22 protein-coding genes and 1 pseudogene are annotated in these 22,700 nt (G+C 73.4%); 11 read left to right on the top strand and 12 right to left on the bottom strand.

Going from position 1 to position 22,700, the window contains the following annotated elements:
- Positions 1 to 411: 411 nt before the first annotated feature.
- Complete coding sequence (locus tag LPU43_RS09010) at positions 412 to 1,182, bottom strand: GtrA family protein (protein WP_229399785.1); 771 nt, start codon at positions 1,180 to 1,182, stop codon at positions 412 to 414.
- A 62-nt stretch (positions 1,183 to 1,244) separates the two neighbouring features.
- Complete coding sequence (locus tag LPU43_RS28760) at positions 1,245 to 1,781, bottom strand: GtrA family protein (RefSeq protein WP_306416124.1); 537 nt, start codon at positions 1,779 to 1,781, stop codon at positions 1,245 to 1,247.
- A gap of 503 nt (positions 1,782 to 2,284) precedes the next feature.
- On the opposite strand from LPU43_RS28760, the gene LPU43_RS09000 reads away from it, so the two are divergent.
- The 4 genes from LPU43_RS09000 to LPU43_RS08985 are packed head-to-tail and all read left to right on the top strand — an operon-like array spanning position 2,285 to position 6,999.
- Complete coding sequence (locus LPU43_RS09000) at positions 2,285 to 4,129, top strand: phosphoenolpyruvate carboxykinase (GTP) (protein ID WP_229399784.1); 1,845 nt, start codon at positions 2,285 to 2,287, stop codon at positions 4,127 to 4,129.
- 37 nt (positions 4,130 to 4,166) lie between these two features.
- Positions 4,167 to 5,030, top strand: coding sequence for a hypothetical protein (locus tag LPU43_RS08995; protein WP_229399783.1), 864 nt, complete (start codon positions 4,167 to 4,169; stop codon positions 5,028 to 5,030).
- A gap of 24 nt (positions 5,031 to 5,054) precedes the next feature.
- Positions 5,055 to 6,197: a geranylgeranyl reductase family protein gene (locus LPU43_RS08990; RefSeq protein WP_229399782.1), complete on the top strand. Its 1,143-nt coding sequence runs from the start codon at positions 5,055 to 5,057 to the stop codon at positions 6,195 to 6,197.
- 31 nt (positions 6,198 to 6,228) lie between these two features.
- Positions 6,229 to 6,999 (top strand): isoprenyl transferase, encoded by a 771-nt coding sequence (locus tag LPU43_RS08985; RefSeq protein ID WP_229399781.1) that lies wholly within the window; start codon positions 6,229 to 6,231, stop codon positions 6,997 to 6,999.
- 24 nt (positions 7,000 to 7,023) lie between these two features.
- On the opposite strand, the gene otsB is transcribed toward LPU43_RS08985, so the two are convergent.
- The 3 genes from otsB to LPU43_RS08970 form a co-directional block, all read right to left on the bottom strand.
- Positions 7,024 to 7,848 carry a trehalose-phosphatase gene (gene otsB / locus LPU43_RS08980; RefSeq protein WP_229399780.1) on the bottom strand — a complete coding sequence of 275 codons (825 nt, stop codon included), beginning with the start codon at positions 7,846 to 7,848 and terminating at the stop codon, positions 7,024 to 7,026.
- Positions 7,849 to 7,917: 69 nt separating this feature from the next.
- Positions 7,918 to 8,271 (bottom strand): hypothetical protein, encoded by a 354-nt coding sequence (locus LPU43_RS08975; protein ID WP_229399779.1) that lies wholly within the window; start codon positions 8,269 to 8,271, stop codon positions 7,918 to 7,920.
- A gap of 160 nt (positions 8,272 to 8,431) precedes the next feature.
- A complete protein-coding gene (locus tag LPU43_RS08970; protein WP_229399778.1) occupies positions 8,432 to 8,872 on the bottom strand; it encodes an XRE family transcriptional regulator in 441 nt (146 codons plus the stop codon).
- A 264-nt stretch (positions 8,873 to 9,136) separates the two neighbouring features.
- Here LPU43_RS08970 and LPU43_RS08965 point away from each other — a divergent pair, with 264 nt between their 5' ends.
- The 6 genes from LPU43_RS08965 (at position 9,137) to LPU43_RS08940 (ending at position 14,850) form a co-directional block, all read left to right on the top strand.
- A complete protein-coding gene (locus LPU43_RS08965) occupies positions 9,137 to 9,481 on the top strand; it encodes a hypothetical protein (protein WP_229399777.1) in 345 nt (114 codons plus the stop codon).
- A gap of 136 nt (positions 9,482 to 9,617) precedes the next feature.
- Entirely contained in the window at positions 9,618 to 10,073 is a 456-nt protein-coding gene (locus tag LPU43_RS08960; protein WP_229399776.1) for a hypothetical protein, read from the top strand.
- A gap of 487 nt (positions 10,074 to 10,560) precedes the next feature.
- The gene (gene phoH2 / locus LPU43_RS08955) at positions 10,561 to 11,970 is read left to right on the top strand and encodes an RNA 5'-3' helicase PhoH2 (protein WP_229399775.1); all 1,410 of its coding nucleotides are present in this window, start codon (positions 10,561 to 10,563) and stop codon (positions 11,968 to 11,970) included.
- Between the two features lie 288 nt (positions 11,971 to 12,258).
- Positions 12,259 to 12,969, top strand: a complete 711-nt coding sequence (locus tag LPU43_RS08950) for an aggregation-promoting factor C-terminal-like domain-containing protein (protein WP_229399774.1) — start codon at positions 12,259 to 12,261, stop codon at positions 12,967 to 12,969.
- A 111-nt stretch (positions 12,970 to 13,080) separates the two neighbouring features.
- Complete coding sequence (locus LPU43_RS08945) at positions 13,081 to 13,731, top strand: rhomboid family intramembrane serine protease (protein ID WP_229399773.1); 651 nt, start codon at positions 13,081 to 13,083, stop codon at positions 13,729 to 13,731.
- Between the two features lie 150 nt (positions 13,732 to 13,881).
- Positions 13,882 to 14,850, top strand: a complete 969-nt coding sequence (locus LPU43_RS08940; RefSeq protein WP_229399772.1) for an NAD(P)/FAD-dependent oxidoreductase — start codon at positions 13,882 to 13,884, stop codon at positions 14,848 to 14,850.
- A 54-nt stretch (positions 14,851 to 14,904) separates the two neighbouring features.
- On the opposite strand, the gene LPU43_RS08935 is transcribed toward LPU43_RS08940, so the two are convergent.
- Both LPU43_RS08935 and glpX read right to left on the bottom strand, forming a co-directional pair.
- Positions 14,905 to 15,903, bottom strand: a complete 999-nt coding sequence (locus LPU43_RS08935; protein WP_373321678.1) for a DMT family transporter — start codon at positions 15,901 to 15,903, stop codon at positions 14,905 to 14,907.
- Entirely contained in the window at positions 15,903 to 16,934 is a 1,032-nt protein-coding gene (glpX, locus tag LPU43_RS08930) for a class II fructose-bisphosphatase (RefSeq protein WP_229399771.1), read from the bottom strand. Before glpX ends, LPU43_RS08935 begins: the two co-directional genes overlap by 1 nt.
- 329 nt (positions 16,935 to 17,263) lie before the next feature.
- Here glpX and LPU43_RS08925 point away from each other — a divergent pair, with 329 nt between their 5' ends.
- The gene (locus LPU43_RS08925) at positions 17,264 to 17,998 is read left to right on the top strand and encodes a DUF4245 domain-containing protein (RefSeq protein WP_229399770.1); all 735 of its coding nucleotides are present in this window, start codon (positions 17,264 to 17,266) and stop codon (positions 17,996 to 17,998) included.
- A gap of 121 nt (positions 17,999 to 18,119) precedes the next feature.
- Here the strand turns inward: LPU43_RS08925 and LPU43_RS08920 are convergent, their stop codons facing one another.
- The 5 genes and pseudogenes from LPU43_RS08920 to LPU43_RS08900 form a co-directional block, all read right to left on the bottom strand.
- On the bottom strand, positions 18,120 to 20,234 hold the full coding sequence (locus tag LPU43_RS08920; protein WP_373321677.1) for a copper-translocating P-type ATPase: 2,115 nt from the start codon (positions 20,232 to 20,234) through the stop codon (positions 18,120 to 18,122).
- Between the two features lie 228 nt (positions 20,235 to 20,462).
- Positions 20,463 to 20,870 (bottom strand): arsenate reductase ArsC, encoded by a 408-nt coding sequence (locus LPU43_RS08915; RefSeq protein ID WP_229399769.1) that lies wholly within the window; start codon positions 20,868 to 20,870, stop codon positions 20,463 to 20,465.
- 9 nt (positions 20,871 to 20,879) lie between these two features.
- A complete protein-coding gene (gene arsB / locus LPU43_RS08910) occupies positions 20,880 to 21,980 on the bottom strand; it encodes an ACR3 family arsenite efflux transporter (protein ID WP_229399768.1) in 1,101 nt (366 codons plus the stop codon).
- A gap of 1 nt (position 21,981) precedes the next feature.
- Positions 21,982 to 22,260, bottom strand: coding sequence for an ArsR/SmtB family transcription factor (locus tag LPU43_RS08905; RefSeq protein ID WP_255684478.1), 279 nt, complete (start codon positions 22,258 to 22,260; stop codon positions 21,982 to 21,984).
- Between the two features lie 75 nt (positions 22,261 to 22,335).
- Positions 22,336 to 22,689, bottom strand: a pseudogene (locus LPU43_RS08900) (ArsR/SmtB family transcription factor); the annotation flags it as partial.
- Between the last annotated feature and the right edge of the window lie 11 nt (positions 22,690 to 22,700).

Genomic DNA, 22,700 nt, shown 5'->3' with positions numbered 1-22,700 from the left:
GGGCCGGCACGGCCCCTGCGGTCGCCCCGGCCGTCGGCTGAACGGGTACGGCGCCTCCGGCCGCCTCGGCCGATGAAGGGGCCGGTACGGCTCCTCCGGTCGTGCCGGCCAACGGCGGGGCCAGCACGGCTCCTGCGGTCACCTCGGCCGCTGGCAGGGCCAGCACGGCTCCTGCGCCCGCCTCGGCCGGTGCGCCTCCTCTGGCCGCGTCCGCCGCCGCTGGCGGGGCCGGTGCGCTCACGCCGGCCGGCGGCGGCCCGCCCGGCGCAGTCCTCGCCTCGGTCTCGATCTCCGGCATCGCCTTCACCTCCGGTGGTGCTGCCGCCTGCGCGTGGGGCCGCGCCGGTGACGCAGCCACGCCGCCTGCGGCGTGCGGGTTGTCCGGCGTCGCGACGCCGGTCTCCACGGCGCTCACCGCCGGCGTCGGCGGGTGCCGGCGTGCAGTTCGTCGGCGAGCTCCGCCGACAGCTCACCGTGGAGCGCGTCGCCGAGCCCGGCGTCGGCCGGGGCGGGCCGGCCCTGCACGGGCGTCGGACGGTACGCCCGGCCGCCGCGCCGTGCCGGTCGCTGCTTGCCCGGCCGCTGCTTGCCCGGCCGCCGCTCGTCCGCTCGGCGCTCGCCCGGCGGTGGCTGGGCCTCCTCCAGCTCGGTGACGGACTCGGCCAGCTCGGCGACCGGGTCCATCTCGGCCATCGTGTCCCACTCGTCGCGGGGGATGGTGTGCCAGGTGTCCGCCTCCGGCTGGGCCGGGGCGGGCTGGAAGACGAACGTCCGGTAGGACCAGAAGCGGAACAGGGTGGCCAGGAGCACGCCGCCGGTCTTCGCCACGTTCAGGGCGAGCAGGCTCGTCATGCCGAGGCCGTACTTGGCTGCGGCCAGGACGCCGAGTTCGATGAGCAGCCCGGTGGCGTTGAACAGGAAGAACAGGGCGTATTCGCGGCGCAGGGCCGCTTTTGGGCGATCCCGGTACGTCCAGTGCCGATTCATCAGATACGACGTGATCGTCGCCACGATGGTGGCGATGACCGTCGCCTTGAGCTGACCGTCCCGGAACACGGTGAGTGCCAGAGCGTTGAACACGGCGTAATTGATGACCGTGTTGATGCCACCGACGATGCCGAACTTGAGCGCCTCGTGGATGAACTTCTGCCAGCGCTCAGGCAGCAGACGGACAAGACGCATGCGGAACACCTTAGGCTCGGTGGGCGGACCGGTCGGCCCGGCCGTACGGGATGGGCGACGGGTCACGCGGGAGGGTCCCGGTCGGGTGTCGCCTCCGGAGCGGACTGCGTTCCCGCTGCGACGAAGACGAACCGCCGGTACGACCAGAACCGGAACAGCGTGCCGAGGCCGGTGCCCACGAGGTAGCTGGCGATGTTGTCGGCGACGGTGGTCTGGAACACCTCGGGCCAGATGGCGCCGAGGCCGTACCGGCTGATGGCGAGACAGGCCACCGCGATGCCCAGGCCGACGCCGTTGAAGAGGAAGAAGAGCGCGTACTCGCGGGCGGGGTTGGAGCGCTGGCGGTGCCGCCAGGTCCAGAACCGGTTGCCGAGGAAGGCGAGGGTCGCGGCGACCACCGTGGAGACGGTCTTCGCGGTCACCTGCTCGACGCCGCGCGCGTGCGTGAGGTAGTTGAAGAGGGCGAAGTCGACGACGAAGGCGATGCCGCCCACGGTGGCGAACTTGCTCAGCTCGCGGACCAGGTGGCCGAAGCGGTCGATCAGGGCACGGATCAGGCCCGGGCGGGTCGGCGGGAGCCCTGCCTGGTCCCCGGTCATCGTCGCGGCCACTCGCAGAGCGTACCGGTTGCGGGCACCCCGGAAGGGGATCCGCGGCCTCTGGCGCGGCCCCCGGAGGCCGCGTGAACGGATCGTAACCCGGAGTGCGCGAATTGCGGACAGTTTCGAAAATGCGCGTCCCCGCTCAGCTTCGCGCATTCCAGAATGGTTCCCTGCGGCCCCCGTCGCCGTTCGCCCCCGTCGGCGGGCCCGGGCCGCGCGGCCGTTCCCCCGACCCGCGCGCACCTCGGCGAACGGCGCGGTGACCCCGGTGAAGGTTCGTCGAAGGATTTGCGTGAAACTGCGCGCCAAAGCGGGTATCAGGTCGTGATGCCGCAGCGTACCCGTAGCTTGTGCAGTTCTTCACAACCTATCCCACTGACTTGCGACGTCGCCCGGTTTACGCTGAGGCCAATCCCAGGTTTCCACGAAGGCGACGCATCGCGCCGTCCCCACTCGTGCATCCCATAGATCGGTCAGCGTCGACCTCAAGGAGATGTGTCATGGTTGCTCCGGCTACCGTTCGGGGTATCGATCAGGCCCCGACGTCCCACCCCAAGCTGCTCGCCTGGGTCCGAGAAGTGGCGGAACTGACCACGCCGGACCGGGTCGTCTGGGTGGACGGGTCCGACGAGGAGTGGCGCCGCCTCACCGACGAGCTCGTCGACAACGGCACCCTGATCCGGCTCAACCCGGAGAAGAAGCCGAACTCGTTCTACGCCCGCACCGACCCGTCCGACGTCGCCCGGGTCGAGGAGCGCACCTTCATCTGCTCCGTCGACGAGGCGGACGCCGGCCCCACCAACAACTGGATGGCGCCGGACGAGATGAAGCGGACGATGACCGAGCTGTACCGCGGCTCCATGCGCGGGCGCACCATGTACGTCATCCCGTTCTGCATGGGCCCCGTCGAGGCCGAGAGCCCCATGTTCGGCGTCGAGATCACCGACAGCCCGTACGTGGTCGCCTCGATGCGGATCATGACCCGGATGGGCGCGAGGATCCTGGAGGCGATGGGCGACGACGCGGACTTCGTGCACGCCCTGCACTCCATCGGCGCCCCGCTCGCCCCCGGCCAGTCCGACGTGGCCTGGCCGTGCAACGAGACCAAGTACATCTCCCACTTCCCCGAGACCCGGGAGATCTGGTCGTACGGCTCCGGCTACGGCGGCAACTCCCTGCTCGGCAAGAAGTGCTACTCGCTGCGCATCGCCAGCGTCATGGGGCGCGACGAGGGCTGGCTCGCCGAGCACATGCTGATCCTCAAGATCACCTCCCCGGAGGGGCGGGTCTACCACGTCGCGGGGGCGTTCCCGTCGGCGTGCGGCAAGACCAACCTGGCCATGCTGGAGCCGACCATCCCGGGCTGGAAGGTCGAGACCATCGGCGACGACATCGCCTGGATGCGCTTCGGCCCCGACGGCCGGCTCTACGCGGTCAACCCCGAGTACGGCCTCTTCGGCGTCGCGCCGGGCACCGACTGGAAGACCAACGCCAACGCGATGCGGACGCTGGACCGGGGCAACTCCATCTTCACCAACGTCGCCCTCACCGACGACGGCGACATCTGGTGGGAGGGGATGGGCGAGCCGCCGGCGCACCTGCTCGACTGGAAGGGCAACGACTGGACGCCCGAGAGCGACAGCCTCTCCTCGCACGCGAACAGCCGCTTCTGCACCCCGATCACCCAGTGCCCGATCCTCGCCGAGGACTACTACGACCCCAAGGGCGTGCCGATCGACGCGATCCTCTTCGGCGGCCGGCGCCGGGACACGATCCCGCTGGTCACCGAGGCCCGTGACTGGGTGCACGGCGTGTACATGGGGGCGACGCTCTCCTCGGAGACCACCGCCGCCGCGTCCGGCGCGGTGGGCGTGGTGCGCCGCGACCCGATGGCCATGCTGCCGTTCATCGGCTACCACGCCGGCGACTACTTCCGGCACTGGATCGAGATGGGCAAGGGCGCCGACGGCGACGAGTCCAAGCTGCCCAAGGTCTACTACGTCAACTGGTTCCGCAAGGACGCCGAGGGCAACTTCCTCTGGCCCGGCTTCGGCGAGAACTCCCGGGTGCTCAAGTGGGTCATCGAGCGGCTGGAGGGCCGGGCCGACGCGGTCGAGACCCCGATCGGCATGGTCCCGGCGCAGGACGCCCTCGACGTCGAGGGCCTGGACATGACCCCGGAGGACGTCCGGATCGCGCTGAAGGTCGACCCGGAGGAGTGGCGGGCAGAGCTTCCGCTGGTCACCGAGTGGTTCGAGAAGATCGGCGACAAGCTCCCCGGCGTGCTCTGGGCCGAGCTGGACGCGCTGCGCGCCCGCCTCGACGCGGAAGCGCCGCGCCGGTAGGTGTGAGGCCCGCCCGCATCGGGCACCATCGGATTCCATGAGGACGGCCGCCGAGACCACGCAGGTCCGGCGGCCGTCCGCCGTCCGGGCGCTGACCACCCTGCTGGCCGTCACGGCGGCGGCCACCGTCGCCGTCGAGCTGCTCAACTGGTGGTACGCCCCGGAGCGCGGCTTCGGCCTGGCGGTACGCACCGGCTGGGCGATGCTCCGCTCGCTCGGCTTCCTGCTGCTGATCGGGCACGTCGACCGGGGCCGCGCCGTCGCCAAGCCGCTCGGGCTGATCCTCGCCGTCACCACCGTCTTCGCCGTGGGTCGGCTGATCGTGCCCCGGCAGGGCGTCCCGCCGCTGCCCGGCCTGCTCGGCTTCGCCCTGCTCACCGCGCTCTGCGGTGCCGTGGTCTGGCTGCTGTACCGCTCCGGCGTCGTCGCCGGCCACCTGGTCCGGCACCGCAAGGGGCTCGTCATCTCCGGCGGCACGATCTCCTGGCGCGAGGTCGCGCCGAAGCGCCCGCCGGTCACCGGGTGGCTGCTCACGAGCCGGGTCGCCGCGTTCACGTACAGCCCGCTCATGCTGGTGCCGGCCCTGGCGGCCGGCGGGGCCGTCCTGGACGGCCGGCCAGGCGCGGTGCCGGGGGTGCTGTTCTGGTTCGTCGCCGGGATCGCGGTCAGCTACCTGGTGCTGTTCTGCACCGCCTTCCTCATGCGCGGCAAGCTGTGGGCCCGCCGCCTGCTGGTGGCGATCACCCTGGGCGTGCTCGCCGTCGACCTGCCGCTGTGCTGGTGGCTCCTCGGCGTCGACGGCCTGATCCGCGACGGCGCCCCGTTGCTCGCCGCCGCCCTCCTGGCGTTGTACGGGTTGTGGCGCGCCGGCCGGGCCGAGGCCGCGACGACGCCGGGCTGAGCCGCGAGGGACCCGGGAGGCGGCATGACCGACGAGTACGACGTGGCCGTGGTGGGGGCGGGCCCGGCCGGGGCCGCCGCCGCGCTGGCCGCCCGCCGGGCCGGGGCCCGGGTGCTGCTGCTGGACCGGGCCGACTTCCCCCGGGACAAGGCGTGCGGGGACGGCGTCGCCGCGCACGCGCTGGACGTCCTCGCCCGGCTGGGCGTCACCGGCGCGGTCGACGGGTACGCCCCGCTGCCCCGCATCCGGCTGGTCGGGCCCGGCGGCGGCGCGGTGGCCCGGGCGCTGCCCCGCCCGGCGTACACGGTGCCCCGGGAGGTCTTCGACGCCCGGCTGGTGGCGGCGGCGGTCGCGGCCGGCGCGGAGCTGCGCCGGCACACGGTGCGCCGGGTCGAGGCCCGCGACGGCCGGGTGGTGCTCGACGGCGACCTCGCCGCGCGGGCGGTGGTCGGCGCGGACGGTGCCGGCTCGGTGGTCCGCCGGGCGCTCGGCGAGCCGGCGAACCCGGACCGCCACCTCGCGCTGGCCATCCGCGGCTACGCCCCGGCCCGGCCGGGCCCGCCCGAGCAGCTCATCGTCACCTCAAGGCCGCGCTGGCCGGCGTACGCCTGGTCGTTTCCCATCGGCGACGGGCGGGCGAACGTCGGGTACGGGGAGGTGCTGCGCGGCGAGCCGCTGACCCGCGCGCACCTGCTGGACCGGCTGGCCGCGCTGCTGCCCGGCACCGATCCGGCGGTGGTGACCGCGCTGCGCGCCCACCACCTGCCGCTCTCCACCCACCGCCCCGTGTCGGGGCGGGGCCGGCTGGTGCTCGCCGGGGACGCCCTGTCGCTGATCAACCCGTTCACCGGGGAGGGGATCTTCTACGCGCTGCTCTCCGGCGCGCTGGCCGGCGCTGCGGCGGCCGGCGACCCCGCCCACGCCGCCGGGCGGTACGCCGCCGCGCTGCGCCGCCGTCTCGGCACCCACCTGCGGCACAGCTCGGTCGCGGCCTGGCTGGCCCGCCGCCGGTGGGTGGTCGACGGCGCGGTGCGGGCGGCCCGCCGCGACGACCGGGTCTTCGGCACCGTCGTCGAGCTGGGTCTCGGCGACGGCCGGCTGGACGCGCGCACCCTCGCGATGATCGGCATCGGTCTCGCGGCGCGGGATCGGCCTCCGCGGGACTGAATCCCCGCCGGGGTCGCTACTCTGCAAGGTGATGACTGTGCGGAATCTCCTCTACTCCGTGTACGAGCGGCGGCTGACGGCCAAGCTCGCGGGCAAGCCGGTGCCCCGGCACGTGGGCGTGATGTGCGACGGCAACCGCCGCTGGGCGCGGGAGATGGGCTTTGTCGACCCCAACGACGGCCACCGCATGGGGGCGGAGCGCATCAAGGAGCTGCTGCGCTGGTGCGACGCCGCCGGCGTCGGCCACGTCACACTCTGGCTGCTCTCCACCGACAACCTCTCCCGCCCGGCGGAGGAGCTGGACCCGCTGCTCCAGATCATCGAGGACCTGTCGACCGAGCTGGCCGAGGAGGGCAACCCCTGGCGGCTGCGGATGGTCGGCGCGCTCGACGTCCTCCCGGCGCGCCACGCGGTCGCGCTCAAGGCGGCGGAGGAGCGCACCCGGGGGCGCACCGGCGGGGCCCAGGTCAACATCGCGGTCGGGTACGGGGGCCGGCGCGAGATAGCCGACGCGGTCCGCTCGCTGCTGCTGGAGCACGCGGCGGCCGGCGGCACGATCGAGGAGCTGGCCGAGACGCTGGACGTCGACGACATCTCCGAGCACCTCTACACCCGGGGCCTGCCGGACCCGGACCTGATCATCCGAACCAGCGGCGAGCAGCGCCTGTCGGGCTTCATGCTCTGGCAGTCGGCCCACTCGGAGTTCTACTTCTGCGAGCTGAACTGGCCCGACTTCCGCCGGGTGGACTTCCTCCGCGCGCTGCGCTCGTACGCCAACCGCCAGCGACGCTTCGGCGCCTGAGCCGGCCGGGCCGGGCCCGGCGGCTCACCGCAGGTGGGGGACCGCCTCGGTCAGGAAGGCGCCGAGCGCGGCGGGGGACTCGATGGTGAGGTCGGCGGCCTCGGCGACCTCGTGGCCGGTCTCCGGGTTGGCCACCGCCACGCAGACGGCGAGGAAGTCCGGGTCCCCCGCGCAGCGGGCGCGCAGCGCCGTGAACGCCTTGATGTCCGACACGTCGTCCCCGAAGTACCACGCGCCGGCGGCGTCGCGGATCACCTCGTCGATCACCATGCCCTTGTCCCGGTCGACGGGGGGCTTGATCTCCAGCACCATCCGGCCGGCCTGCACCCGCAGCCCGAGCCGCTCCGCCTGGGCCCGGCCCCACTCCTGCACCGCCGCGCCGAGCTGCGGGGCGGTGCGCCAGTGCAGCGCCACGGAGAGCCGCTTGAACTCGACCAGCGCGCCGGGCGGCAGCTCGGCGCGGGCGAGGTCGGCCAGCTCCTGCATGGTCGGCACCCACGGCAGGGCGGCCGGCTCGGTGACGGTCTCGCCGCCGGAGTGGCTGTGCTCCAGGCCGTAGAGGCCGTAGAGATCCACGCCCGCCAGCCCGCCGAGGTGGTCGCGGAGGAACTCCACCGGGCGGGCGGAGACGATGGCGACCCGGCGCACCAGCGGGGCGAGGGCCTCGATGGCGGCCAGCACCTTCGGCGCGGGCTGCACCGCCGTCGGGTCGTCGTCGACCGGCGCGAGCGTCCCGTCGAAGTCGAAGAAGAGGACGGTGTCGGCCGCCCGGTCGGCGGTCGCCCGCCAGGCGCGGTCGGCGTCCAGCGGGGTCCTCGGCTGCTGGTTGCCCAGATTCAACGGCGGCACGCGCGACAGCGTACCCCGGCGGGGGCGGGTCATTCGCCGGTCGAGACGTGACTCTCCTCCGGGCCCGGGTCAGCGTTCGGCGGCCCCCCGCCCGCGGCGGCCGAACGGGACGACGTCGGCGTCCCGGCCGTGGCTGAGCAGGTATCCCTCCACGAATCCCGCGTTCCGGTCGCCGGTGCGCGTCTCGATCTCGTCGAGTCGGGCGACCAGGAACTCGGAGAGCGCGCTGAGCCGCTCGTTGAGCCGCTCGTTCAGCTCGGCGACGACGGCCAGGACGACCGCGGTGCCGGCGGTGGTCAACGCGAGGAGGTTGGCGACCACGGGGAGCTGCCCGCCGCCGACCACGCCGATCACCACGTTGCCGGTCACGGCGGAGGTCAGCGCCACCGCCGCGACCAGGACTGCCAACCACTTCAGGGTCATGGACAGACCCCTCCTTCTGTCCCGCAGGGCTGGGTTCGGCCTTGTCCCGTCCCCCGCCGACGACGAGCCCAAGCAGTACGAGAGGGACGCTAGCGCGCCCGCCGCGCCCCGGAAGCGGAACAGGCGGACCCGTCCAGCCGTTCTTTCGCCATCTGAGGAACTACCCCGCCCGATTACCCCTTTTTCGGACATCGGCGGGGAGGGTTGGGCGATAAGCGAGGTAACGAATGGTTTCCCGAATGTGGAACTTTTCCGTGTCCGAGACGTTCGGATCCACCAGCCTGCGCAGCAGCGCCTCCACGTCCGGGTCCATCGGCGGCGGGGCGGTCGCCACCCGGGGGCCCGCGGTCCGGTCCCAGCCGAGCGCCGCGAAGGCCGCCGTGGGGTGGAGGCCCAGCCCCTCGCAGAAGGCCACCACCCGCTCGGCCTCGGGGTCGCTGGCCCAGTCGCCCCGCACCCAACGGTTGATGGTCTGCCGGGAGACGCCGGTGCGTCGGGAGACCTCCGTGCCGCTCCAGGCTCGCATGGCGCGGGCGTCGTCGAGGGCACGACGGACGAAGGCGGCGAAGGCGATCTTCCGGGAGGGGGCGCTCTCGGTCACCCCGTGACGGTACGACCACTCGGCCCCTCGGCGGGTGCCCGACGGGCTTATGTCACGTGAGCGGTATACACGTACGCTCTTGTGGTGGAGCTTCTGCAAGGCTTTGACCAGCGGATTTGACTGCGGATGATAGGTGGGCGTGAGTGCCGCTGTAATCAGACGAAAAGCTGATACTGTCACGTTCATGGGACAACTTACCGTGTGTCACGTGCTTGAGACGACTGGTGCTCGCGTGCGTCCCTCACCTGGTGCGAGGGGGGCGCGGTGACCGAACTCGCCACCCGCGCGCAGGCGTTCGGCCTGGTGGCGGAGGGGGTGGCCGCCGGCCTGAGCGCCCCGTGGCGCCTCTACCTCGCCCGGGGCTGCCGCCACCTGTCGCTGAGCGTCGGCGACCGCGCCGAGTGGAACGCCTGGCGGACCCACCTCGGCTGCCCGGAGCTGAGCGTCCGGGTCTACGACGCCGGCGGCGAGATCCGCCGCTCCTCCGTCGCCGAGGTGCTCCACGACGGCTGCCGGATCAGCGTCGAACTGATCGAGGAGGTCAGCACCGACGACCTGGACCGGCTGCCGGTCGCCGACCCCGCCTCCCCCGAGCCGGGGGAGCGGTGAACGCCCGGCCGCGCCGGCCCGACGCCGGCAGCGGGCGTCGTGCTGCTCCCGGCGGTGCCGGGCCTCGCCCGGGCCTCGGCGGGACACGGCGGTGCCCGGCTCCCGGCGGGACGCGGCGGTGCCCGGGAGGGGTGGCATGAGCCCCTTCCTCGCGGTCGTCCTCGTCCTCGTCCTCGGCTCGGCCAGCTACGCCGCCGGGCGGCTGCACGGCCAGCTCAGCTACCGCATCGGCTACCGGTTCGGCTACCGGCAGGGCTACTTCGACGGCGACCGGGGCGCCTGGAACCGGCGTCGCCGGGAGGCGCAGGCGGCCATCGCCTCGGCGCTGGCCGGCCCGCCGCCGGTCTCCCCGGGCGGCCGGGCCACGCGGCAGGGCACCACCTACACCGGCTCCTCCTTCGCCGCGCCCTCCTCCCTGGCCGCCGCGGCCTCCGCGCCGGGCTCCTCCCTGACCGCCGCGCCGCGCTCCTCCCTGGCCGCCCCGGCCGGCGTCGGCGTCGTCGCGGCCCGTGGCGGTGTCGTCGCGGCCTCGGCCCCGGCCACCGCCAGCGGCCGGCACCCCGCCGGCACCCTGGTCCGGTGGCGGAGCTGACCGGCCCGCCGACCCCCGCCGGCCGGCGGGCGGACCCGACCGCCGCCCCCGCCACGGGGGCACCACGAGCACGGTGCGCCGTCCGCGGCGGACGCGCACCGTCGGGGCCACGTCAGACCGGTGACGCGGGCCCCGCCGGCCGGGATGCGCGCAGGGGGCATGCATCCCGGCCGGTCCGCCGCGCCCGTCCACCCGTCGACTCCGGCATCCGACCTGGCGCGCCGGGCCCCGTTCGCCGGCCGGTTCCGGGCATCCCACCGGGCCGCCGCGCCCCGTCCACCGGCCCGCTCCGGAGATCCGCGAGCGAACCTCTAGCCGGGACGCCGTGGCGCGGCTAGCGTCTAGTCATGGCGCGGGGTTCTCCCGGGCCAGCCGGCAAGCCCGGATCTGCGACCTCGCGCACGGGGCCCGCATCCGACCCCGTGTCCCCGGGCACCGGACGAGGCGGAACGCGGATGGCCGGGTGCCCATCCGTCGGAGCAGGCCTGTGACGACTCGCCGTACCCTCGCCGGTGCCGACCAGAGCCCGGCCGCGACTGCCACGACCCGCCGCGCCACCCGGGGCCGCCGCACGGCCGCCCCGGTCGAGCCCGAGGAGCCCCGACCAGCCGGCCAGACGTTCGTCCTGGACACGTCGGTCCTGCTGTCGGACCCGGCGGCCTTCCACCGGTTCGCCGAGCACGAGGTGGTCCTGCCCCTCGTGGTGATCACCGAGCTGGAGGGCAAGCGGCACCATCCGGAGCTGGGCTGGTTCGCCCGGCAGTCCCTGCGGATGCTCGACGAGCTGCGCGTCCGCCACGACCGGCTGGACCGGCCGGTGCCCGCCAACGACGTCGGCGGCACCCTGCGGGTGGAGCTGAACCACACCGACGACGGCGTCCTGCCGCCCGGTTTCCGCACCGAGTCCAACGACGCCCGCATCCTCGCCGTGGCGCTCAACCTGGCGGCCGAGGGGCGCGACGTCACCCTGGTCAGCAAGGACATGCCGCTGCGGGTGAAGGCGGCCTCGGTCGGACTGCGCGCCGACGAGTACCGGCACGGCCAGGCCAGCGACCCCACCTGGACGGGGATGGCCGAGCTGGACCTGGGCGAGGACGAGATCGGCGCGCTCTACGCCGGCGAGACCCTCGACCTGGACGGTGCGGCCGGGCTGCCCTGCCACACCGGGCTGGTGCTGCACTCCGGGCGCGGCTCGGCGCTGGGGCGGGTGCTGCCCGACAAGACGGTCCGGCTGGTCCGGGGCGACCGGGAGGCGTTCGGCGTGCACGGGCGCTCCGCCGAGCAGCGGATCGCGCTGGACCTGCTGCTGGACGAGTCGGTCGGGATCGTCTCGCTGGGCGGCCGGGCCGGCACCGGCAAGTCCGCGCTCGCGCTCTGCGCCGGCCTGGAGGCGGTGATGGAGCGCCGCCGGCACAAGAAGGTGGTGGTCTTCCGCCCCCTCTACGCGGTCGGTGGGCAGGAGCTGGGCTACCTGCCCGGCTCCGAGACGGAGAAGATGTCCCCCTGGGCGCAGGCCGTCTTCGACACCCTCGGCGCGGTGGTGCACGAGAACGTCCTGGAGGAGGTCATGGCCCGGGGCGCCCTGGAGGTCCTCCCGCTCACCCACATCCGGGGCCGCAGCCTCCACGACGCCTTCGTCATCGTGGACGAGGCCCAGTCGCTGGAGCGCGGTGTGCTGTTGACCGTGCTCTCCCGGATCGGCCAGGGCTCGCGGGTGGTGCTCACCCACGACGTGGCCCAGCGGGACAACCTGCGGGTGGGGCGGCACGACGGGGTGACGGCGGTCATCGAGACGTTGAAGGGCCATCCCCTGTTCGCACACGTCACGCTCACCCGCTCGGAGCGTTCGCCCATCGCCGCCATGGTCACGGATCTGTTGGAGGACGCACCGCTCTGACCCAGCAATTGTGTCTACTATGAGGCCATTCATCCCGATTTCACCTGTGTCGCAGGTCACAAATTGCGCCGCTCGTTTCCCATCCGCCCCACTGTGCGCAATCGTGTCCAACGAGCGTCCACGCGCCGGAAAGATCGTCTGCCGTCGTTCGCCGTGCATCGGCGGAGGGCGGGCGGGCTCGGAGCGTCGGCTGCGACCGGCAGGGTCGGGGCGCTCGCGGCGCGGGCCGTGGCCCTCCTCGGGCCGGGGTCGCGCCGCGTCCGTGCCCCCGACGAAAGGGACCACTACGTGAGTCGGCTGTGGAGCCGGTTCGGTGCCCGTACCGCCGCCGTAGCACTGCTCTCCGTGGGCGTTGCCGGCGGCTTCTATCTGGGCGAGGACCGGGAAACCCAGCAACAGGGTCCGATTGCGCAGGTCGGCCGCGAGGCCGCCCTGGTCGACCAGGCCGAGTACGAGTACCAGCGCGAGCGGCAGGCCCAGCACCGGGTCACCTCCGCCAAGCAGCGCGCCGCCGAGCACCAGGCCCGGCAGCGCGCCGCCGAGGCGGCGAAGGAGGCCGCCGAGCGGGCCCGCGAGGCCGAGGCGGCGTCCCGCAAGCGCGACCGCGAGGCGAAGGAGAAGGAGGCCGCCGAGAAGAAGGCGGCGGCCAAGGCGTCGAAGCCGTACGACGGCCCGATCCCCGCCTCGTGCAGCGAGTACAGCGGCAACCGGAAGACCGGCTGCGCGCTGATGCTCGACGCGGGCTTCGGGATCGACCAGTTCCCGTGCCTGAACAAGCTCTGGAACAAGGAGAGCGGCTGGAACCACAAGGCCCGCAACCCCTCCTCCGGGGCGTACGGCATCCCCCAGTCCCTGCCCGGCAGCAAGATGGGCTCGGTGGCCGACGACTGGGAGACCAACCCGGCGACCCAGATCAAGTGGGGCCTCGGCTACATCAAGGGCCGGTACGGCAACCCGTGCGGCGCGTGGAGCCACTCGCAGAGCACCGGCTGGTACTGATCCCCTGACGCCGCGACGGCGGGGTGGGCGCGCCCACCCCGCCGTCGTCGTACCCGCCGTTGCACGCCGCCGGGTGGCGGACGCCCGCTTTTGCTGATAGCTGTTTGGGGCATGACCCTGCGCGACGGCCCCCGGGGCGACCCGCGACGCTTCGGCACCGAGGCCTTCTACGCCTCGATCGGCCGCGCCTTCGTCGCCATGTGCGCCGTCGTGCCGGCGCTCTTCCTGGTCGAGGCCCTCGACGTCGGGCTCGGCATCGACCTCGACCTGGCCGGCGGCATCATCCCCCGGCGGATCGAGGGGCTGGACGGGGTGATCTTCTCCCCGCTGCTGCACGCCGACTTCGACCACCTCTACAGCAACAGCGTGCCGCTGATCCTGCTCGGCACCTTCGTGCTCGCCGCCGGGTTCCGGCGGTTCCTCTGGTCCACCCTGGTCATCGTGCTGGTCAGCGGCCTGGGCGTGTGGTTCACCGGCGCGCCGAACTCGGTCGTGGTCGGCGCCAGCGGCGTCATCTTCGGATACCTCGGGGTCCTGCTCACCCGGGGCGTCGTCGAGCGGAGCTGGTGGAACTTCGGGGTCGTGCTGCTGGTCGGCCTGCTCTACGGCTGGCAGTTGCTCGGCATCCTCCCCACCGACGAGCGGATCTCCTGGCAGGGGCACCTGTTCGGGCTGCTCGGCGGCGTGGTCGCCGCGATCCTCTTCCGCCGCCGCGCCGACGCCGACCCGTACGACACGGAACCCGGGCTCACCCTGCCCTGACGCGCCGTTCGGCCGCGCGACTCGGGGCACGTTCGAGGCACTCTCGCGCCGCCCCGGTGCTTCGGTGGGATGTGCTTGCCCCGGGCGGACGGCCCGCCTACGGTCGGCATCAGCACGCGTTGATCCGTGAGCGGAAGGCGACAATACGTCATGCCCGAGGTCGATGTCGCAGTGATCGGTGCCGGCCCGACGGGGCTGTTCGCCGCGTACTACGCCGGGTTCCGGGGGCTCTCCGTGGCGGTGGTCGACGCGCTGCCCGAGGCCGGTGGCCAGATCACCGCCATGTACCCGGAGAAGCTCATCCTCGACGTGGCCGGGTTCCCCGCGGTCAAGGGCCGCGACCTGGTGGCCAACCTGGTCGCCCAGGCCGCCCCGTTCCACCCTCGGTACCTGCTCGGCACCCGGGCCGAGAAGCTCTCGCACGTCGACGGGCGGCCGGTGCTCGGCCTGGCCGGCGGCGAGGAGATCGCCTGCGGCGCGGTGGTCGTCACCGGCGGGCTCGGCAGCTTCACCCCGCGCCCGCTGCCGGTGGCCGACAGCTTCACCGGCGGCGGCATCGTCTACTTCGTCCCGGAGCCGACCGCGCTGGCCGACCGGGACGTGCTCATCGTCGGCGGCGGGGACTCGGCCTTCGACTGGGCGCTGGCGCTGCAACCGCTGGCCCGCTCGGTGACCCTGGTGCACCGGCGGGACAAGTTCCGCGCGCACGCGGCCACCGTCGCCCGGGTGCAGCAGCTTCCCGTCCGGGTCATCGTCAACGCCGAGGTCACCCGCCTGCACGGCGAGAGCACCGTGACCGGCGCGGAGATCACGGGGCGGGGCGGCGAGGCCGAGACGCTGCCGGTCGACACGGTGGTGGCCGCGCTCGGCTTCACGGCCGACCTCGGCCCGATCGCCGAGTGGGGGCTGCGGCTCGACCGCCGGCACATCGTGGTCGACAGCGCGATGGCGACGAACCTGCCCAGGGTCTTCGCCGCCGGGGACATCACCGAGTACCCGGGCAAGGTCCGGCTGATCGCCACGGGCTTCGGAGAGGCCGCCACGGCGGTCAACAACGCCGCCGTGGCGATCGACCCGTCGGCCCACCTCTTCCCCGGCCACTCCTCCGACGCCGGCTGAGGGGTGCAAGGAAGGGCACCTTGTTAACGCTTTCGGTAGAGGAGGGGCCCCCTCCTAACCCGAGGTGTCAGGAGGGGGCCCTGCCTTCCGGCGGGGCGGTGGGCCGAGGGCGGCGATCAGCACGGCGACCAGGGTGAGCGCGGCGCCCAGCAGGGTGGTCACGCCCGGGTGCGAGGCGGCGGTCGGCAGCACCAGGTCCAGCAGGACGGCCCCGACGACCTGCCCGGCGATGGTGGCCAGGCCGAGCAGCAGCACGCCGGTGAACCGCACGACGGCGGCGGCGATCGCGATGAAGACGATGCCGATGGGGCCGCCGAGGTAGAGCCACGGCTCGGCCGGGAAGCCCCCGCCGGGGCGGCCCCGGACGGCGACCTCGACCGCGAACGCGGCGAGCAGCGCCACCGTGCCGACGGCGAAGTTGACCAGCGTGGCGGCCAGGGCGCTGCCGGCGGCCACCCGTACCCGCCCGTTCACCGCCTGCTGCCAGGCGATGCCCAGCCCGGCCACGAGCGGCAGCAGCGCCAGGCCCAGCGTGCCGGGGTCGGCGAGCCGGTCGCCGACCGCCAGCAGCACGGCGAGCACGGTCAGCACCGCGCCGACCAGGCGGTTCGGGGTGACCGCCTGGCGGCCGGTGGGGCCGATCCCGGCCCGGTCGACCAGCAGGCTGCTGCCGGACTGCCCGGCGACCACCGCCACGGTGAAGACCGCCACGCCGAGCGTGCCGATGGTCAACCCCTGGGTGGCCACCAGGATCGCGCCGCACGCCCCGCCGAGGCACTGCCACGGCCGCAGCGAGCCGTCGGCGAGGGCCGCCCGCAGCGCGGCCAGGCCCCGCCGCCCGCCAGGGGTCGCGGGGACCAGCACCAGCAGCACCAGCAGGCCGACGCCGAACGAGACCACCGCGGCGGCGATCCCGTCGGCCAGCCGTACGCCCAGCTCGCCGTTGATCCGGGACTGCACGGCGACGGCGACCCCGGAGGCGGTGGCCAGCCCGACGCCCGCGATCCGGCGGGCGAGCGGCAGGGTCGGTGGGGCCGGAGCCTCGGTGGTGATCACTCCTGCTCGGCGAGGGGCCGGCCGTCGAAGTCGACCGCCGAGTAGAGGGCGAGCTTCTCCAGCCGGTGGTAGGAGTCGATGACCCGGATGGTGCCGCTCTTCGACCGCATGACGATCGACTGCGTGTACGCCCCGCCGGAGCGGTAGCGCACGCCGTGCAGCAGGTCGCCGGAGGTGACCCCGGTGGCCACGAAGAAGCAGTTGTCGCCGGTGACCAGGTCGTCGGTGGTGAGCACCCGGTCCAGGTCGTGCCCGGCGGCGAGCGCCCTCTCGCGCTCGGCGGCGTCGTGCGGCCAGAGCTTGGCCTGCAGCATCCCGCCCATGCACTTGAGGGCGCAGGCGGCCGTGATTCCCTCCGGGGTGCCGCCGATGCCCATCAGCACGTCGACGCCCGACTCGCCCCGGGCGGCGGCGATGGCGCCGGCGATGTCGCCGTCGGAGATGAACCGGATGCCCGCGCCGGCCCGGCGGATCTGGGCGACCAGGTCGTCGTGGCGGGGGCGGTCCAGTACGCAGACGGTTACCTCGGACACGTCCGTGCCCTTGACCTTGGCGATCCGGCGCAGGTTGTCGGCGACCCCGGCGTTGATGTCGACCACGTCGGCGTACGCCGGGCCGACCGCCAGCTTCTCCATGTAGAAGACCGCGCTCGGGTCGAACATCGCGCCCCGCTCGGCCACCGCGAGCACGGCGAGCGCGTTCGGCATGCCCTTACTCATCAGCGTGGTGCCGTCGATGGGGTCGACCGCGACGTCCACCTCGGGGCCGGTGCCGTCGCCGACCTCCTCGCCGTTGAACAGCATGGGCGCGTTGTCCTTCTCGCCCTCGCCGATGACCACGACGCCCCGCATCGGGATCGAGTTGATCAGCTTGCGCATGGCGTCGACGGCGGCCCCGTCGCCGCCCTCCTTGTCGCCCCGGCCGACCCACCGGCCGGCGGCCATCGCGGCGGCCTCGGTGACCCGGACCAGGTCGAGGGCGAGGTTACGGTCGAGGTTCTGGGGGTTCCGCGTGCTGCTGTTCGTCATGACGGCTTCCTCCTCGCGACGTTGCGGGGTGGACCGGCGGCATGCGGCCGTCGCCGCCGCCAGCTTTGTCGCTGATCCTCACACGATCGCCAACCTATCGTCGGTTCGGGGCCGCGAGGGCCTCCTTCCCGCCAACGGGGCGTGGGACGGATCACCACCGTGGCCCCGGCGGGACGACGTCGCCCGGCGGCGGAGGCGCGCGTTGTCGAACGGTGGGAGGGGACGGCCGGGGCGCAACGGGCAGGGACGCCGCGCGGCGGTGGCGACGCGCCGACCCTCGCCGGTGGTGGCCCGCCCGGCTCCGCGATCCGGGCTGGAAGAATGGAGAGGTGGAAGCCGCGCAGCCCGCCGATCGCACCCCCGTCGAGCCGACCCCGCCGACGCCCGTACCGCCGACGTCTGCGCCGGCGGCGTCCGCCCCGACACCGCCGGCGGCTCCCGGCCCCGAGGTGCCCGGCCCGGCGGCTCCCGGCCCCGAGGTGCCCGGTTCGGCGCAGCCCGCCGCGCCCGGCCCGACGGCGTCCGTCGTGCCGCCCGTCGGCGGCAAGAAGGCCCGGTCGGAGCGCTCGCCGAAGGACATGGCGATCTCGCTGCTGGTGTTGCTGGTCCCGATCGCCCTGCTGCTGGCCCTCTACCGGGGTTTCCTCGGCGGCGACCAGCCGAACGTCGTCGACCCGGCCCCCGCGCTGGAGCACGCCCGCGCGGCCAGCGCGTTCCCGGTGAGCCAGCCGGCCGGGCTCGGCTCCGACTGGAAGGCCGTCAGCGCCGGCTACCGCGACGTGGAGGGCGGCGGCTCCGCCCTGCGGATCGGCTACGTCACGCCGGAGGGGCGGGGCGCCCAGCTCGTGCAGAGCAACGTGCCGCCGGAGCGGCTGCTGCCCGCCGAGCTGACCGCCGAGGCGCGGCCCCAGGGCCCGACCGAGCTGGGCGGCCGTAGCTGGCAGCGGTACACCGCGCGGGGCAACGAGCAGGCGCTGGTGCTGCTCGAACCGACCCGCACGGTGATCGTCGTCGGCGACGCCCGGGAGAACGAGCTGCGCCGCCTCGCCGACGCGCTCCGCTAGGGCGGACGGGACGGCCGGTCGACGGGCCTCCGCCCCGACCCTCGCCGAGACCGGCAGTTGGTGAAGGTCGACGTGGCCGCCGCCGGGGGCCGGCTTCGTCCGGACCCCCGGCATCGGGGGCCTACTCGGCCGCCGGGCGCAGCCGCACCCGGCGCAGGAGTTGGGCGTTGAGCGCGACGACGATGGTGGAGGCGGACATCAGCACCGCCGCGACGGCGGGGCTGAGGGCGACACCGGTCCAGGCGAGCGCGCCTGCGGCCAGGGGCAGGGCTACCACGTTGTAGCCGGTGGCCCAGGCCAGGTTCTGGATCATCTTGCGGTAGGAGGCCCGGGACAGCCGGATGACCCCGGTGACCCCGCGCGGGTCGGAGGAGGCCAGGACCACCCCGGCCGACTCGATCGCGACGTCGGTGCCGGCGCCGATGGCGATGCCGACGTCGGCGCGGGCCAGCGCGGGGGCGTCGTTGACGCCGTCGCCGACCATCGCCACCCGCAGGCCCCGTTTCTGCAGCTCCGCGACGGCGTCGTCCTTGTCGGCGGGCAGCACCTCGGCGAACACCTCGTCCTCACCGGGGCGGAACCCCAGGTCGGCGGCGACCGCCTCAGCGACCGGCCGGGCGTCGCCCGTGATTATCACGATCTTGCGGACCCCCTGCTCGCGTAGCTCGGCGATGGCCTGCCGGGCCTCGGGGCGGACCTGGTCCTCCAGGGCCAGGGCACCGACCACGGTCGCCCTGTCGCCGTCGAGGCGCAGGAGGTGGAGCACCGCCGCTCCGCGCCGCGACCAGTCGTCCTGCCGCTGCCGCAGTTCGTCGGGGACGGTCGCCCGCAGCTCGCGCAGCAGGGCGGGGCCGCCCACGGCGTACGTGGTGCCGTCGACGTCGGCGCGCACGCCGCGTCCGGTCAGCGACCGGAAGCCGGTGGCCCGGCGGGTGGTGCCCCGGCCGGTGGCGGCGGTGACGATCGCGCGGGCCAGTGGGTGTTCGCTGTCCGCCTCGACCGCCGCGGCGGTGGCCAGGACCTCGTCGTCGCTGGCGGCGCCGGTCGCGGCCACGCCGGTGACGACGTGTTCGCCACGGGTCAGGGTGCCGGTCTTGTCGAACAGCACCGCGTCGACGGTGCGCATCCGCTCCAGCGCGAGCCGGTCCTTGACGAGGATTCCGCCCTTGGCCGCCACTGCGGTGGAGAGGGCGATCACCAGGGGGATGGCCAGGCCGAGGGCGTGCGGGCAGGCGACCACCAACACCGTGATGGTACGGACGACGGCCTGGTCGACATCGCCCAGCGCCGTCCAGGCCAGCACGGTCACCACGGCGGTCGCGGTGGCGATGTAGAACAGCCACGCGGCGAACCGGTCGGCGAGCACCTGCGCCCGGCCGCTGGACTGCTGCGCCTGCGTCACCAGGCGCTGAATGCCGGCCAGGGCGGTGTCCTCCCCGACCGCGTCGATGCGGACCCGGATCGCCGCGTCGGTGGCCACCGTGCCGGCGACCACCCGGTCGCCAGTGGTGCGGGGGACCGGCCGGGACTCCCCGGTGATCATCGACTCGTCCATCTCGGCGTCGCCGTCGACGACCGTGCCGTCGGCCGGCACCCGTCCGCCCGGGCGGACGAGGACCAGGTCCCCGACTGCCAGCTCGGCCACGGACACCCGCTGCGGCCGGCCCTGCGCGTCGAGGCGTTCGGCGTCGTCGGGCAGCAGCGCGGCCAGGGCCGACAGCGCGCCCCGGGCCTGGCCGATCGCCTTCATCTCCTGCCAGTGCCCCAGCAGCATGATCGTGACCAGGGCGGCCAGCTCCCACCAGAAGTCCAGGCCGAACGCGCCCAGCGAGGTGGCCAGCGACGCCACGTACGCCACGCTGATCGCCATCGCGATCAGCAGCATCATCCCCGGCACCCGGTCCCGGACCTCCCGCACCGCGCCCTGCAGGAACGGCCACCCGCCCCAGGCGAACACGACCGTGCCCAGCACCGGCGCGACCCAGCCGACGCCGGGGAAGTCGAGCCGGTAGCCGAACCAGTCCATCACCATGTGGCTGGTCGCCACGACCGGCACCGTCAGGACCAGGCTCAGCCAGAACCTGCGGCGGAACATCTCCGGATCGTGCCCGGCGTGCTTGTCGTGCTTGTCGTGCCCGCCGTGACCGGAGCTGTGGTGGACCCGGTGGTCGTGGTGGTCGCCGTGGCGCTCCTGCGGCCCGTCGGTGCCCGGGTGACTGCCTGCCGGCGTCGGCATGGCGTGGTGTTCGTGCGACATCGTCATCGCCTCCCTCAGGGCAATGAACATACCCCCTGGGGGTATCGGTCGGCTAGGTGTGTCGATGTCTCGTGGATCACTACGACTCGATCAGGTGGCCGCGCGGGCTCGGACCGCCTGCGGCTACCCTCCGTGCCGGGCTCCATGCGCCGTCGCAGCCGAAAAACCGCGGTGGGTGGCCAGCCGCCCTTCGCACGCGCGGAGTGTTCAGCCGTTTCGGTCGATGCTGCCGAGCAGGTCGGTGACTCGGATCTTGATGTCGTCGCGGATCGGGCGTACGGCGTCGAGGCCCTTGCCTGCGGGGTCTTCGAGCCTCCAGTCTTCGTAGCGCTTACCGGGGAAGACGGGGCAGGAGTCGCCGCAGCCCATGGTGACCACGACGTCGGAGGTTTCGACGGCGTCGTACTCAAGGAGCCTGGGGGTCTGGTCGGTGATGTCGATGCCGACCTCGCGCATGGCCTCGACGGCGGCGGGATTGATGCTGTCGGCGGGGGCGGAGCCTGCGGAGCGGACCTCGACGCGGTCGCCGGCGAGGTGGCGTAGCCAGCCGGCGGCCATCTGGGAGCGGCCGGCGTTGTGGACGCAGACGAACAGGACGGTGGGCTTGTCGGACACGAGGGTCTCCTATCCGCCGGCGGGCAGGGTGGTGGTTACGGTTCGGAAGAGGCGTCGGCGTAGGGCGAGGCTGACGTAGACCAGGGCGACGAGCACGGGCACCTCGATGAGGGGGCCGACGACGCCGGCGAGGGCCTGGCCGCTGGTGACGCCGAAGGTGCCGATGGCGACGGCGATGGCGAGTTCGAAGTTGTTGCCGGCGGCGGTGAACGCGAGGGTGGTGGTGCGTTCGTAGTTCAGGCCGATGGCCCGGCCGAGGGCGTAGGAGCCGGCCCACATGATCGCGAAGTAGGCCAGCAGCGGTACGGCGATCAGCACGACGTCCCACGGCTTCGAGGTGATGGCATCGCCCTGAAGGGCGAACAGGATGACGATGGTGAACAGCAGCCCGTAGAGGGCGACCGGCCCGATCTTCGGCAGGAGGCGGCTCTCGTACCAGGTGCGGCCCTTCGCGCGTTCGCCGAGGCGGCGGGTGAGGTAGCCGGCGAGCAGGGGGATGCCGAGGAAGATCAGTACGTTGACCGCGATGTCCCACCCGGACACCTGCAACCGCGCGCCGGAGAGGTTCAGCCAGTCCGGCAGCACGGACAGGTAGAACCAGCCGAGCAGGCCGAAGGCGAGGACCTGGAACACGGAGTTGAGGGCGACCAGCACGGCGGCGGCCTCGCGGTCGCCGCAGGCCAGGTCGTTCCAGATGATGACCATGGCGATGCAGCGGGCCAGGCCGACGATGATCAGGCCGGCGCGGTACTCGGCGTGGTCGGCGAGGAAGATCCAGGCGAGGGCGAACATCAGTGCCGGGCCGAGGATCCAGTTGAGCAGCAGCGAGGAGAGCAGCAGCCGCCGGTCGCCGGTGACGGTGTCGAGCCGGTCGTAGCGGACCTTGGCGAGCACCGGATACATCATGACGAGCAGGCCGAGGGCGATCGGCAGGGAGACGCCGCCGATCTTCACCGCTTCCAGGGCGGTGTTCAGGCCGGGGACGAGCCGGCCGAGCAGCAGGCCGGCGGCCATGGCCAGGCCGATCCACAGCGGGAGGAAGCGGTCGAGGCGTGACAGGCGCGCGACGACCGCTGGCGGTGCGTCGTCGGCGGGGGCGGTGTGCGTCATGTCAGCAGATCCTGAAGTTCTCGGAGTGGGCCCGGGCTCGCGCGGCGAGGTCGGCCAGGTGCAGCGCCGCACCCTGCAGGGCGTCGGGGATGAGCCGGTAGTAGGTGAAGCGGCCCCGTGACTCGGCGGCCACGACGCCGGCCTCGCGCAGCAGCTTGAGATGCCCGGACACGTTGGGCTGCTTCGCCCCGGTCTCCGCGACCAGGTGCGACGTCGTCGTGGGGCCCTCGGCGAGGATCCGCACGATCTGTGCCCGCAACGGGTCCGCCAACAACCGCACCACATCAGGATTCGCTGATGTCACCGTACCCCGATGTGATTCGGGACGGGCCTCCGTCGGCGACGAGGTGCCCGGCGTGGTGGCATCTCTGCTGGTCAGCAGGTTTCCCAGCAGGTCCAGCGCCTCCCTGCGCACCCAGTAGTACACCCAGGTGCCACGGCGCTCGCAGTCGACCAGGCCGGTTTCGCGCAGGACCCGCAGGTGATGCGAGATGGTCGCCCCGGTGACGTCGAAGGCGTCGGTCAGATCGCAGACGCAGATCTCCGTGGTGGAGGCGATCAGCGACAGCAGCCGCAGCCTGACCGGGTCACCCAACGCCTTGAACAGCGGTGCCAGCTCACCGGCGACCTGGGGTGCGAGAGCCTGCACCGACAGGGGAGGGCAGCAGCCCTGCGCCGCTGTGGCGTCCAGCACGGTTAGAACAGACATGCGTCTAGCTT

It is taken from the genome of Micromonospora okii, assembly GCF_020884795.1.
GTDB lineage: Bacteria > Actinomycetota > Actinomycetes > Mycobacteriales > Micromonosporaceae > Micromonospora > Micromonospora okii.
The sequence above is the reverse complement of the archived record's forward strand: the minus strand, read 5'-3'. Positions and strand labels throughout refer to the sequence as shown.